Annotated in this window: 10 protein-coding genes; 2 read left to right on the forward strand and 8 right to left on the reverse strand. The window is 67.6% G+C overall.

Translation table 11 applies throughout. The annotated features are described in order from the left end of the window. Nucleotides 1-2: 2 nt before the first annotated feature. Nucleotides 3-1,169, forward strand: a complete 1,167-nt coding sequence (locus JOD97_RS24650; RefSeq protein ID WP_209724459.1) for an HlyD family secretion protein — start codon at nucleotides 3-5, stop codon at nucleotides 1,167-1,169. Between the two features lie 17 nt (nucleotides 1,170-1,186). After that, nucleotides 1,187-2,584: an efflux transporter outer membrane subunit gene (locus tag JOD97_RS24655; RefSeq protein ID WP_209724461.1), complete on the forward strand. Its 1,398-nt coding sequence runs from the start codon at nucleotides 1,187-1,189 to the stop codon at nucleotides 2,582-2,584. Nucleotides 2,585-2,711: 127 nt separating this feature from the next. Here the strand turns inward: JOD97_RS24655 and JOD97_RS24660 are convergent, their stop codons facing one another. The 8 genes from JOD97_RS24660 to JOD97_RS24695 form a co-directional block, all read right to left on the reverse strand. Beyond that, nucleotides 2,712-3,170, reverse strand: coding sequence for a GyrI-like domain-containing protein (locus JOD97_RS24660; RefSeq protein ID WP_209724463.1), 459 nt, complete (start codon nucleotides 3,168-3,170; stop codon nucleotides 2,712-2,714). A gap of 25 nt (nucleotides 3,171-3,195) precedes the next feature. After that, entirely contained in the window at nucleotides 3,196-6,330 is a 3,135-nt protein-coding gene (locus JOD97_RS24665; RefSeq protein ID WP_209724465.1) for an efflux RND transporter permease subunit, read from the reverse strand. A gap of 9 nt (nucleotides 6,331-6,339) precedes the next feature. Next, a complete protein-coding gene (locus tag JOD97_RS24670; protein ID WP_209724467.1) occupies nucleotides 6,340-7,530 on the reverse strand; it encodes an efflux RND transporter periplasmic adaptor subunit in 1,191 nt (396 codons plus the stop codon). A gap of 20 nt (nucleotides 7,531-7,550) precedes the next feature. Beyond that, entirely contained in the window at nucleotides 7,551-9,017 is a 1,467-nt protein-coding gene (locus JOD97_RS24675) for an efflux transporter outer membrane subunit (RefSeq protein WP_209724469.1), read from the reverse strand. Beyond that, nucleotides 9,014-9,718 (reverse strand): CerR family C-terminal domain-containing protein, encoded by a 705-nt coding sequence (locus JOD97_RS24680; protein ID WP_209724471.1) that lies wholly within the window; start codon nucleotides 9,716-9,718, stop codon nucleotides 9,014-9,016. The genes JOD97_RS24675 and JOD97_RS24680 overlap by 4 nt, the downstream gene beginning before the upstream one ends. Before the next feature lie 288 nt (nucleotides 9,719-10,006). After that, nucleotides 10,007-11,359: a response regulator gene (locus tag JOD97_RS24685; RefSeq protein WP_209724473.1), complete on the reverse strand. Its 1,353-nt coding sequence runs from the start codon at nucleotides 11,357-11,359 to the stop codon at nucleotides 10,007-10,009. Nucleotides 11,360-11,408: 49 nt separating this feature from the next. Continuing rightward, nucleotides 11,409-12,173, reverse strand: a complete 765-nt coding sequence (locus tag JOD97_RS24690) for a 2OG-Fe dioxygenase family protein (RefSeq protein WP_209724475.1) — start codon at nucleotides 12,171-12,173, stop codon at nucleotides 11,409-11,411. A 7-nt stretch (nucleotides 12,174-12,180) separates the two neighbouring features. Then, nucleotides 12,181-12,651: a MarR family winged helix-turn-helix transcriptional regulator gene (locus JOD97_RS24695; RefSeq protein ID WP_209724477.1), complete on the reverse strand. Its 471-nt coding sequence runs from the start codon at nucleotides 12,649-12,651 to the stop codon at nucleotides 12,181-12,183. Nucleotides 12,652-12,678: the final 27 nt, after the last annotated feature.

The raw sequence follows: 12,678 nt of genomic DNA on the forward strand, positions 1-12,678 counted from the left end.
ACATGGCTACCAATACTCCCGATACTTCCTCCGCTCCTGCCGCCGCCGCACCTGCCGCCGCGGCGCCACCGCCGCCGCCAAGCCGCCGCGGCCAGATCGTTTCCACGATCGCGTTCTCGCTGGTCGCGCTGATCGGGGTGCTGATCGTGCTGTACGCGTGGCGGCTGCCGCCGTTCAGCAGCGCCATCGTCTCGACCGAGAACGCGCTGGTGCGCGGACAGGTCACGCTGATCGGCACCCAGTTGTCCGGCTATGTCATCGACGTCAAGGTGCAGGACTTCCAGCAGGTGAAGCAGGGCGACTTGCTGGTCCAGATCGACGACCGCATCTACCAGCAGCGCTATGAACAGGCGCAGGCGCAACTGGCCGCGCAAAAGGCGGCGCTGGCCAACTGGGACCAGTCGCGCAAGACGGCGGCATCGGGCGTGCTGCTGAATCAGGCCACGCTGGCCAACGCGCAGGCGCAGGCGGCCAAGTCGCTGGCGGATCTGGGCCGGGTCAACTCGCTGGCGGCCGACGGCTCGCTGTCGCTGCGCGAGCAGGACGCCTCGAAGGCGGCGCAGGCGCAGACGGCGGCCGCCGTGGCGCAGGCGCGCGCCAATCTGGATATCGCCAAACAGCAGGTGCAATCGGTGACGGTCAACAAACTGTCGCTGGAGGCGGCGGTGGCGAATGCCGAAGCGGCGCTCAAGGCGGCCAAGGTGGATCTCGATAACACGCGCATCACCGCTCCCGAGGACGGCCAGCTTGGTCAGGTCACCGTGCGCAAAGGCGCCTACGTCAACACCGGCGCCAACTTGATGGGATTGGTGCCGCGCCAGTTGTGGGTCATCGCCAATCTGAAAGAGACGCAGATGAACAACGTTCAGGTGGGGCAGAGCGCCACCTTCAAGGTCGACGCGCTCGATGGCGCGGTGCTGACGGGACAGGTGGAACGCATATCGCCGGCAACCGGTTCGGAATTCAGCGTGCTGCCGGCGGATAACGCCACCGGCAACTTCGTCAAGATCGCCCAACGCATCCCGGTGCGGATACGCATCGACCCGGGACAGGCCAAGGCGCAGCGCCTGGCGCCCGGCATGTCGGTGATCGTCAGCATCGATACATCCGCTGTGCTCAACGACGCGGATGGAACCACCGTGTCGGCGGCCCCCGGAGCCAAGCGATGAGATGCCGGCGGTCTTCAATGCCCCTGCGCCCCGGCGCGGTAGCGATCGCGGTCACGGTCGCGCTGGCGCTGGCCGGCTGCGCGGCCAAGGTGGGCCCGCCGCCCGCGTCGACGCTGCAAACGCCGGCCGCCTGGCGCACGGCGCCCGGTCCCGGCCAGAGCGCCGCGCCGGTCGAGCGGGAATGGTGGCAGGCCTTTGGCGATCCGGTTCTGAGCGCGCTGGTGGCCAAGGCGCTGGAGCACAATGGCGACTTGCGCATCGCCCGCGCGCGCGTGGCGCAATACCGCGCGCTGGTGGGCGTGGCGGCGGCGGGGCAAAAGCCCAATGTGATTGTCGATACGGCGCCCTCACGCGCGCGCCAGCTGGCGTCCAATGGCGCGCCGTACGTCACCAACGTCTATCAGGCCGAGATCCAGGCGAGCTACGAGGTCGATCTTTGGGGTCGGCTGGCCGCGGCGACCGATGCCGCCACCGCCACCTATCAATCGGAGCAGGCCAACGCGGATGCGGTGGCCTTGTCGATCGCCGCCACCGTCGCATCGGGTTATCTTAATTTGCGCGGGCTCGACGCCCAGCTGGCGCTGACCGAGGCGACGCTCAAGCTGCGCGAGGAATCGCGCGATCTCGCCAAGCGCCAGTTCGATGTCGGTTACAGTTCGCGGCTGGAATGGCTGCAGGCGCAGGCGGAGTATCAGACCACCGCCGAGCAGGTGCCGCAGTTGAAACGTTCGATCTTCGAGCAGGAGAATGCGCTGGCCGTGCTCACCGGCGGCAATCCCGGTCCGATCCCGCGCGGGGCGGAGCTGGGGCAACTGGAGCCGCCGCCGGTGCCGGCCGGGCTGCCGTCGGAACTGCTGCGCCGGCGGCCGGATATCGCACGGGCGGAATACAATCTGGTCGCCGCCAACGCCAATTTGCAGGCCACGCGCGACCAGTTGCTGCCGTCGTTTAAGCTGACGGCGGTCGGTGGTATCCAGAGCTTGAAGATGCACGATTTTCTGAATGCGCCGACGGCGTTGTGGCGGTTGACCGGGGCCATCGCCGCGCCGGTGTTCGAGGGCGGCCGCGTGCAGTCGCAGACCGACTCCGTGGCGGCGCAGCGCGATCAACTCACCTACGCTTACGAGAACGCGGTGCGCACGGCTTTTTCGGAGACCGATAACAGCCTGGGTGCGATTTATCAGTTGAAGGAGCAGGCGGTGCAGAACGACGCGCGCAGGGCAACGGCGGCGGAGACGCTGCGCATCGCGCACAACCGGTACCGCAATGGGTATGCCTCGTACCTGGAGGAGTTGGACGCGCAGCGCACGCTGTATAGCGCCGATGTGGGACGGCTGCAATTGCGGACGCGGATTCTGGTGGCGTCGGTCGATTTGTACCGCGCCATGGGCGGCGGTTGGGTGGCGCGGCCGTAGGGCGGATTAGGCGGAACGCCGTAATCCGCCATGCATGCTCCGGCGGCGGCGCATGCATGGCGGATTACGCTGCGCTAATCCGCCCTACGTGTCTCCGTGGTGGGCATGGTTCCGTGGTGTGGTTTGCTTATTTCACCGGGATGCAGATTTCGGCGGAGAAGACGCCCGTCTCCGGGTCCATCGTGTAATCCGCCGCGTAGCGCTCCATGCACAGTCCCGGCGCGAAAATGCCTTCGGCGTGGATCTGCCCGAAGAACTCTCCCCACGCCGCCGGCATCTGGTCGCCCGTCCCCTGGAATTTCGCGACGGCGTACCGCCCGGCCGGCAGCGTCGCTTCCCGCGCTGGTTCGGCGACCGGGTAGTCCGCCGCCACTTCGACGCAGGCGTCGTAGCGGCATTCGTTGGCCGGCGTCGTGCTCGGGTCGTCCTGCGCCACGCCGTACGTCACGCGGTTGTCCAAGCCGAAGGCTTTCTGCCACGGCGTGAACACTTCCTTCCAGAACTCGCCGATCGCGGCGCCGAACGGTCCTTTGTAGCGCAGATACGCTACGCGCACCGCCGGCAATTGCTTGATCTCGTATTCCATTTTTGTCTCCCTGATGGATGCTTGATTAATGGCCGCCGGCGATCTTGCGCAGCGGCGGTTCCTGTCCGGACGCCGGGGCCGGCGCCGGCTGGCGGCGCAGTTTGCGCATCAGGCGCCCCAGCAGGTGTTCGGCGTCGTCGATGTAGGTGAACACGGCCGGCACCACCAGCAGGCTCAGTAACGTCGACGTAATCAGGCCGCCGATCACCGTGATCGCCATCGGCGAACGGAAGCTCGGGTCGGCGCCCCAGCCCAGCGCCAGCGGCATCATGCCGGCGCCCATGGCGATGGTGGTCATCAAAATCGGACGGCTGCGCTTGTGGCAGGCGTCGACCAGCGCGTCGAAGCGGCTCATGCCTTCCTGGCGCGCCAGAATAGCATAATCGACCAGCAGGATCGAGTTCTTCGTCACGATCCCCATCAGCATGATCAAGCCGATCATCGACGGCATCGACAGCGCGCTGCGGGTGATCAGCAGCGCGACGAAGGCGCCGCCTATCGACAGCGGCAACGCCGCCAGGATCGTCACCGGCTGCATGAAGTCCTTGAACAGCAGCACCAGCACGCAGTAGATGCACAACACGCCGATCAGCATGGCGAGGCCGAAGCTGGCGAACAGCGCGGCCATCTCCTGCGTGTCGCCCAGCTCCGCGATCTTGACCGACGGCGGCAGGTTTTTCAGCGACGGCAGCGCGCGCGCCTCGGCGTCGACTTCGCCCAGCGCGCGCCGGCCCAGTTCCACCTCGAACGTGACGTTGCGGGCGCGGTTGAGGCGATTGATCTGCGCCGGGCCGCTCTCCATCGTGATGGTGGCGACGGTGGCCAGCAGCACCGGTCCGTTTTTGCCGGGCACCGTCAGGCGGCCGATGGCGTCGAGGTCGGCCCGCACCGAATCGGGCAGCTTGACGCGGATCGGCACCTGGCGCTCCGGCAGGTTCATCTTGGTCAGGTCGGTGTCGTAGTCGCCGGCGGTGGCCACGCGCACCGTCTGGCCGATGGCGTTGGCGGTCACGCCCAGGTCGGCGGCCTTGGCGAAGTCCGGCGTGACGATGATCTCGGGACGCACCAGCGAGGCGCTCGAACGCACGTTGCCGACGCCTTTGAGCGTGCGCATTTCGCGCTCGACCTTCTGCGCCGTGGCCTGCAGCGCGACCGGGTCGTCGCTGCGCAGCACCAGCTGCAGTTTGACGCCGTTGTCCGGCGGGCCGACCTTGAAGCGGGCGCCGGGAATGGCGTCGAGGCGGGCGCGGATCTTGTCGTCGATGTCGGCCATCGATTCCTTGCGTTTGGTGCGGTGGACGGTGGTGATGGTCAGCACCGCGCTGCGCGCCTCGGCCGCCGCGCCGGGCGCGAAGGCGTCGCCGCTGGAGCCGCCGCCGATGGAGCTGAACACCGAGCTGACGCCCGCTACTTCCATCGCGGCCTGGCGTGCGCGTTCGGCGATGACGCTGGTCTCGGCCAGCGTGGAACCCGGCGGCAGCTCCAGGTTGATCTGGGTCTGGGCGCGGTCGGCGGCCGGCACGAAGCCGGTGGGCAGCAGGCCGACCAGCGAGATCGAGCCGGCGAAGAACGCGGCGGCGGCCAGCGCCGTGATGCCGCGGTGTTTCAGGCACCAGCGCATCACGCGCAGGTAACGCGCCATCAGCCAGCCGTCCTTTTCCTCCGCGTGCGCGATCGGCTTGAGCAGGTAGGCCGCCATCATTGGCGTCAGCAAGCGCGCCACCACCAGCGACGCCAGCACCGCGATCACCGAGGTCCAGCCGAACTGCTTGAAGAACAGGCCGGCGATGCCGCTCATGAAGGCGGTCGGCAGGAACACGGCCACCAGCGCGAACGTGGTGGCGATGACGGCCATGCCGATTTCGTCGGCCGCCTCCATCGCCGCCTCCATCGGGGTTTTACCCATGCGCAGGTGGCGCGCGATGTTTTCGATTTCGACGATGGCGTCGTCGACCAGCACGCCGACCACCAGCGCCAGCGACAGCAAGGTCACGGTGTTGAGCGTGTAGCCGAACAGGTAGATGCCGAGGAAGGCCGGCATCACCGACAGCGGCAACGCGGCGGCGGCCACCAGCGTGGCGCGCCAGTCGCGCAGGAACCACCACACCACCAGCACCGCCAGCAGCGCGCCTTCGTACAGCAGCTCCATCGAGCCGTCGAAGTTTTCCTCGACCGGCAGGGCGTTGTCGATGACCTGCTTGAGCGCCACCTTCGGGTTGTTCGCCTCCAGCTCCTTGATCGCCGCGCGCGCGCCCTTGGCCACCGCCAGCTCGCTGGCGCCCTTGTTGCGGAAGATCTCGAAGCCGATCACCTCCTTGCCGTCCTGCAGCGCGATGGCGCGCGGTTCGGAGACGGTGTCGGTGATGGTGGCCACCTGGTCGAGCCGCACGCGGCGGCCGTCGCTCAGCGGCAGGTCCATGGCGGCCAGTTCGGCCGCGCTCTTGACGGTGCCGATGGTGCGCACCGATTGCTCGGCGCCGCTGACGTCACCGCGTCCGCCCGGGGCTTCCTTCTGCACCAGCCGCAGTTGGCGCGACACGTCCAGCGCCGACACGCGCAGCGCCGCCATGCGGGCGTCGTCGAGCTCCACGCGGATCTCGCGGTACACGCCGCCGACGCGCTTGACCGAACCGATGCCCGGCACCGCCAGCAAACGCTTGGCGACGACATTGTCAACGAACCAGCTCAGTTCCTGCTTGTCCATTTTCTCGCCGGGTACCTCGGCGGCGGAGGCGGTGAAGGTCAGCACCACGCGGCCGGCGGTGGAGGCCTTGGTTACGGTCGGGTCGCGCAGCTCGGCCGGCATGTCGGCCTTGATGCGGGCCACCGCGTCGCGCACGTCGTTGACGGCGTCCGCGATCTGCTTCTCTAGCACGAATTCGATGGTGGTGGTCGAGACGCCGTCGAGCACCGTGGTGTGGATGTTCTTCACGCCTTGCAGGGTGGCGACGGAGTCCTCGATCTTACGGGCCACCTCGGTCTCCAGCTGCGCCGGCGCGCTGCCGTCGAGGGTGGCCGTGACGGTGACGATCGGCAGTTCGATGTCGGGGAAGTCCTGCACCGGATTGGCCTTGTAGGCCATCAGCCCGGCCAGGGTGAGCAGGGCGAACAGCATGATCGCCGGGATCGGGTTCTTGATCGACAGGGAGGAGAAATTCATGGCGTTCCCTTACTTGACGACGGCCGGCTTGGCCGCCGACGCCGACTTCGACACCGTGGCCGGCGCGGTCTCGGCGACGACGTGCACCAGATCGCCGTCGTTGAGGAAACCGGCGCCGCGCAGCACCACCTGGGTGTCGGCCGACAGGCCGCCCTTGACCTCGATGCGGTCGCCCAGGCGGCGGCCCGGTTGCACCTTGATTTGACTGACCTTGCTGTCGGCGTTCAGGCGGAACACGAAGCTGAAGCCGTCGCGCACGACGATCGATTGCTGCGGCACGGTCAGGGCGTCGGATTTACCCAGTTCGAACTGGCCGCTGGCGAACATGCCGGCCTTGAACGGCGCCGCGCCGGCGCCGGCGCCCGGGGGCAGGTCGACATACACCAGCGCCGAGCGGGTTTGCAGGTCCACGGTCGGCGCGATCATGCGCACCTTGCCCGTCACCTCGCTGCCGTTGGCCGCCTTGACGATGGCGCCGGTGCCGGGTTTGAGGTTGCGCAGGTCGGCGGCCACCACTTCGGCGCGCCATTCCAGGCGGCCCTGGCGGATCATGCGGAACAGCTCCGTGCCGGGCGCGGACACCGAGCCGACGGTGGCGTTGGCGGTCCTGGCGGAGATGATGCCGCCGTCCGGCGCGACCACCCTGGTGTACTTCAGGCGCAGCTGCTGGTTGGCCAGCGCCGCCTTGGCCGAGGCGATGCGGGCGTTGGCGGTTTGCTCGGTGGTGTTGTACTGGCTGATCTGCTGCGCGCTCAGGGCGCCGGAGTTTTGCAAGGTGCGGGCGCGCGCGGCGTTGGCCACGGCGTCGGCGGCGTTGGCCTCGGCCTCCTGCAGCGCCGCTTTCGATTGGGCGATGTCGGCGTTGATGGTCTCGGCCGAGAACACGGCCAGCACGTCGCCGGCCTTGACGACGTCGCCGACGTTGACGCGCACCTCGGTCAGGCGCAGGCCGTTCGATTCGCTGCTGACGCTCGCCTCCTGCCAGGCGGCGACGTTGCCGTTGGCGGCCAGCTTGATCGGCAGGCTGGCGGTGGACGGCCTGGTGGTGGTCACGGTCAGCGCCGGCTTCGGCGCCGCCGCTTTCTTGTCATCGGCGGCCTGGCTGGCCGGCGAGTACACGGCCATGCCGACGCCGCCGGCGACGAAGAGCGCCAGCAGGGCGATGGCAAGCGGTTTCAGATTGGTTTTGATAGTTTTCATAATGGACGGTGTGGTTGCTTTTATTTGACGTTGGGCGCGGCGGCATTGGCGACGGCGGGGGCGGCGCCGGCCGGCGCGGTCCAGCCGCCGCCGGCGGCGCGGTACAGCGACACCCAGGCGGCGCTGCGTTCGCGCTGCAGGTTGATGACGGTTTGTTCGGCGCCGAGGCGGGTGCGGCGCGCGTCCTCCAGCTCGAACAGGCTCGCCATGCCGTTCTTGTAGCGGTCCTCGACGGCGGTGAAGTTGACGCGGTAGCCGTCCAGCGCGGCCTGGGCGTCGGCGGCGCGGGCGGCGGTGCCGTCCAGATTGACCAGCGCCTGTTCCAGTTCGCTGACGGCGGTGCGCACCGTGGACCGGTAGTTGGCGACGGCGTAGTCGTAGCGCGCGCCGGCCGCGTCGACGTTGGCGCGGCGGCGGCCGGCGTCGAAGATCGGCACCGACACCGCCAGCGGACCGATGGTCCAGGTATCGGTCTTGGTGTTGTCGCCGCCGCTGCGGAAGTTGGCGACGCCGACCGAGCCCGATAGCGTCAGGCGCGGATAGCGCTGCGCCTGGGCGTTGCCCACTTCGGCGCTGGCGGCGGTCACTTCGCGTTCGGCGGTGAACACGTCCGGCCGCTGGTTCAGGGTGCTGGCCGGCAGCGCGTTGATGGCCATGGCCGGCGCCACCGCGTCGGCCGCCGCCACCCCGCTGGCCAGCATTTGGCGCAGCTCCGTCTCCGGCACGGCCGTCAGCGCCACCAGCACCTTGACGCCGACGTCGCAGCTGGCGCGCTGGGTGAGGTAGCGGTTGTTGCCGTCGGCGGCGCTGGCGCGCGCCAGCGCCAGGCTGGCGGGCGATTCGAAGCCGGCGGTGGCGCTCAATTGCGTCAGGCGCGCGGTGTCGGCGCGCGAGGCGGCGTCCTGTTTGGCCACGGCCAGCAGCTGCTCGCAGGCGCGCAGGGCGTAGTATTGGTTGGCCACTTCGGCGGCGACCGAGACGCGGGCGTCGTGCCAGCCCGCGTGGGCGCTGTCGAGGCGCGCCTGGGCCGCGTCGCGGGTGGCGCGGTTGGCGCCGAACACGTCGATCTCCCACGCCGTCTGCAGCGCCGCCTGCGAGGTGGTCCCCGTCGGCAGCGCCGATTGCTGGTTGGCGCGGCTGATGCTGCCCGTGCCGTCGAGCGTGGGCACCAGCGCGGCGCCGGCGCTCACGCGGTCGGCGCGCGACTGCGCGATGCGCGAGGCGGCCGACGCCACCGTCGGGCTGACCGCTTGCGCCGATTCGATCAGCCGCACCAGCAGCGCGTCGGCCTGGTGGCGCCACCAGTCGGCCAGGTCGGCCTGGTTGCCGTTGTGCGGAAGTTGGGGTTGGTCCGAAGGACCGGGCAAGGGCGCCTGCCACTGTTGCGGCGCCTGCGCGTCGACGTGCGGCGCCGGCGGCGTGAGGGCGCAGGCGCTAAGCGCTGCGGCGACGGCCAATGCCGCCGTCGCGCGGACGATAATCTTCATGCTTTCCTTTGGAGTCTAAGTTTTTCGGCATTGAACAGCGCTTCGGCATAGTCGACCAGCCGCCCGCACCACGCGGAAATCGCCTCCGGCGTGGACAACATATGCGGCGTGATGGCATTGATGACGTCCTGGGAGATCAATAATTGTATGCAGAGCGCGGGAATCGCATACGCCAGCCGGTGGACCTCGTCGGTCGCCCCGGCCAGGCCCAGATGGCGGCACAGCACCCGGGTGAGCGCCAGGTGCTCCGGCTTGATGTTGTTTTCCACTTCCGCCACCCATAAGCCGGTGGGCTCGAGCATCTCGCGGAAGAACAGGCGCAGCATCACGTCCGCCTCCTGCTTCTGGTTCAGCAGCGGGGCGATCATCTGCCCGTAATAGCCTTCCAGCGACTCGCGCAGTGTGAAATGCGGCTGGTCGAACGCGGCAACGTTCCCCCCCGCCTCGGCGCACATGAAGCTGAAGCAGGACTGGTACAAGCCGGCCTTGTCGCCAAAGTAGTAGCTGATGGCGGCGACGTTGGTGCCGGCTGCCTGGGCGATCTCGCGCGTGGATGTCTTGGAAAAGCCCTGCTGGCCGAACAGGCGCATCGCCGCCAGCAGCAGGCGCTCGCGCGACTGCTCGCCGTCGGAACGTGGCTTGCGGACGTCGTCCGCCGGCTGGCCGGATGGGGCGGGGGAGGAGGTGGATTTAGCGTTCATGGCCGGATTACATCACATAATTCAAACAATTGATATAACTAAATCGATTGTTTAATTTATTGCTGAAGTATCGCAGTGCAGCAGAGCTGCCGAAAACGCAAGTGGCTGGCAAACGATGAAAAAAGGCAAAAAAAAGCCCGCGACCTCGAAGGTTGCGGGCTAAATTCCAATGTTCAGCGAACGGTTGGAGGAGACAGTTCCCATACTATCCGGAATTATGTTGCGGTGCAATACGGTAAAACTACTGTCTCCCTGGCGCCACGGCGCATCGGCCCGGCGCGCGGCGCGTCACCTGCGGTGCGGCACGGCCAGCGTGAATGTGCTGCCGTGGCCGAAATCGCTCTTGAAGAACAGCGAGCCGCCGATCAGGTTGGCCAGGTTCTGGCACAGGTACAGCCCCAGGCCGGCCCCCTCGGCATGCCGTGTCGACGTCGAATCGAGCTGCGAGAACGCCTGGAACAATTTGCTCTGGTCTTCCTCGCGGATGCCGGCGCCGCTGTCGGCCACCGAGAACTCGATGATGTTCTGGCCTTCGCCGTTGCGTTGCGTCAATGTCACGCGCACGGTGCCCGTTTCGGTGAACTTGATGGCGTTGTTGCCCAGGTTGAGCAGGATCTGCGTCAGCGCGCGGCGGTCGGTCTCGAGCACGATCGCCGCCGGCGCCAGGTCGATCTCCAGCGCCAGCCCTTTTTGCAGCGCCAGCGGGCGCAGGGTGTCGACGACGTCGGTGACGAGCTCCTGGCAGCGCACCGTCTCCAGCTCCAAGGTCACCTTGCCGGCCTCGATCTTGGCCACGTCGAGGATGTCGTTGATCAGCGAGAGCAGGTGGCGCGCGCTGGTGCGGATGGTGTTGAGCTGCTTGTCCTGCTCCGTCGTCAGCGGGCCCGGCAGCTTCATCAGCAGCGCGCCGGTGAAGCCGATGATGGCGTTGAGCGGCGTGCGCAGCTCGTGCGACATGTTGGCGATGAAGGCCGATTTCATGCGGCTGGCCTCGGCCAGCTCCAGGTTTTTCAGCGCGATCTCGCGGTTGATGGTTTCCAGCTCGCCGGCGTGGTGGGCCAGGCGCATATTCAGCTCGATCACCTGGCGTTCGCGCGCCTGCAGCTCGCTGTTGACCTGCACCGCCTGTTCGTAGGTGGAGATCAGCAGGTCGAGGATTTGCTGGCGCTCGGCGTTGATGAAGTGCTTTTGATCGCCCAGGTAGAGGGCGATGCCGACCTCCATGTTCTGGTTCTTGCGCAGCTTCTGGTTCATCAGCATGTGGCCGATGCGGTTGAGCAGGTAATCCTCCGCGTACGGTTTGCGGATGAAGTTGTCGGAACCGCATTCGATGCCGCGGATGATGTCCTTCGGGTCCATCAGCGACGTCACCAGGATCACCGGGATGTCGCGCAGGTCCGGATCGGTCTTGATGGCGCGGCACAGCGTGTAGCCGTCCATCTCCGGCATGACGATATCGGACAGCACCAGGTGCGGTTTGCGTTCGCGGATCGCCTCCAGCGCCAGCCGGCCGTTGCCGGCCACGCGCGCCTTGTAGCGCATCGACTGGATCAGGCGGCGCAGCCGCTCGGCCTGGGTGGGGCTGTCCTCGACGATCAGAATTTCGATTTCATCGGGCTGTATCTCGTAGCTGGCGTCCACAGACTGCCCTCCTGATTGCTGGGTTTTAGCTGGTGTGACTATATCGGATTTAGCCCGGGAACAGGGGATTTTCCTGTCCCTGGAAGCCACCCGCGCGCCAGGTCAGCACCAGCGTGTCGCGGTGGCCGTGCCCGGACAGCGGCTGGATCGGCGTCGATTCGTGGATCACGGTGGCGTCGTCGAGCAGCAGCATGGTCCACGGCGCGGTCATCGTGAAGCGCTTGCCGTTGGGGCCATCGGCTTCAAAGATGCGAGTCTCCCCGCCCTTGATGTCCACGCGGGCGATCAGGATCACGGCGACGAAATCGACGCCGTCGCGGTGCGCGCCCTCGGGCGTGGGGCGGCCGATGCCGTCGGTGGTGTCGATGCGGAACTGGTGCGCCTCCACATACCACGGCGCGCCGCCATGGTCGGCGCCGCGCGCCGCGCCGCACAAGCGGCCGATGGCGCCCACCAGCGCGTTCCAGGCCGGCTGCGCGACCGTGGCCGGCAGCATCGGCTCGAACAGGCGGTTCATGCCGCCGTGCAGGGCGTTGTACTCAAGCGGCTGCCAGTGCGCGCGGTGCGCCGTCTGCGTCAGCCGCGCGCCGTCCTGGACGAAGCACGAATGGCGCCGGCGCCGATAGCGCCCGCCGTCCTTCAGATAGTTATCCAGTTCGAGCGTGTCCCAGCTGGGCACGAGGGCGTCGAGTTCGGCCAGCGGCACGCCGGCCAGCGCCGCCACGTCGGCCGGCGCCAGCAGCGCGTAGCCGGCGCCGCGCAGCGCCGCCACCGCGTCGGCGGCGGGCGTGAAAATGGGGGCGGAGGTGGTCATGGCGCGCTCAATTGGAGGAGGCCATCAGGCCGGCGCGCAGCGCGTCGAGCTGCTGCTTCATGCCGACCACTTCGTCCAAGGTGCACTTGGTCGCCTGCAGGATGGCCGGCGGCAGCTTGGCCGCCTCGTGGCGCAGCGCGTCGCCGCGCGGCGTGAGCGTGATGATGACCTGGCGCTCGTCGCTGGCGGCGCGGGTGCGGGTCAGCAATTCGGCCTGCTCCATGCGCTTGAGCAACGGCGTCAGCGTGGCCGAGTCGAGGAACAGGCGTTCGCCCACCTCCGACACGGTCAGTTCGTTTTTCTCCCACAACACCATCATGACGAGGTATTGGGAGTAGGTCAGCCCCAGGCCGCGCAACAGCTTGCGATAGATTTTACTCATCGCCAGCGAGGTCGAATACAGCGCGAAGCACAGCTGCCCGTCCAGCTGCGGCACGGCGGCGGGCGCGGTGTCGTCGGGTTGGTTTTTGGTGTTCATACCACCATTATGGGTAGTGCGCTATAC

Origin of the sequence: Duganella sp. 1411, assembly GCF_017833525.1 — a bacterium.
GTDB lineage: Bacteria > Pseudomonadota > Gammaproteobacteria > Burkholderiales > Burkholderiaceae_D > Rugamonas.

Excerpts from the sequence above, each read along its gene's own strand:
- JOD97_RS24650 (WP_209724459.1), top strand. The coding sequence starts at position 3 with ATGGCTACCAATACTCCCGATACTTCCTCCGCTCCTGCCGCCGCCGCA.
- JOD97_RS24655 (WP_209724461.1), top strand. The coding sequence starts at position 1,187 with ATGCCCCTGCGCCCCGGCGCGGTAGCGATCGCGGTCACGGTCGCGCTG.
- JOD97_RS24660 (WP_209724463.1), bottom strand. The coding sequence starts at position 3,170 with ATGGAATACGAGATCAAGCAATTGCCGGCGGTGCGCGTAGCGTATCTG.
- JOD97_RS24665 (WP_209724465.1), bottom strand. The coding sequence starts at position 6,330 with ATGAATTTCTCCTCCCTGTCGATCAAGAACCCGATCCCGGCGATCATG.
- JOD97_RS24670 (WP_209724467.1), bottom strand. The coding sequence starts at position 7,530 with ATGAAAACTATCAAAACCAATCTGAAACCGCTTGCCATCGCCCTGCTG.
- JOD97_RS24675 (WP_209724469.1), bottom strand. The coding sequence starts at position 9,017 with ATGAAGATTATCGTCCGCGCGACGGCGGCATTGGCCGTCGCCGCAGCG.
- JOD97_RS24680 (WP_209724471.1), bottom strand. The coding sequence starts at position 9,718 with ATGAACGCTAAATCCACCTCCTCCCCCGCCCCATCCGGCCAGCCGGCG.
- JOD97_RS24690 (WP_209724475.1), bottom strand. The coding sequence starts at position 12,173 with ATGACCACCTCCGCCCCCATTTTCACGCCCGCCGCCGACGCGGTGGCG.
- JOD97_RS24695 (WP_209724477.1), bottom strand. The coding sequence starts at position 12,651 with ATGAACACCAAAAACCAACCCGACGACACCGCGCCCGCCGCCGTGCCG.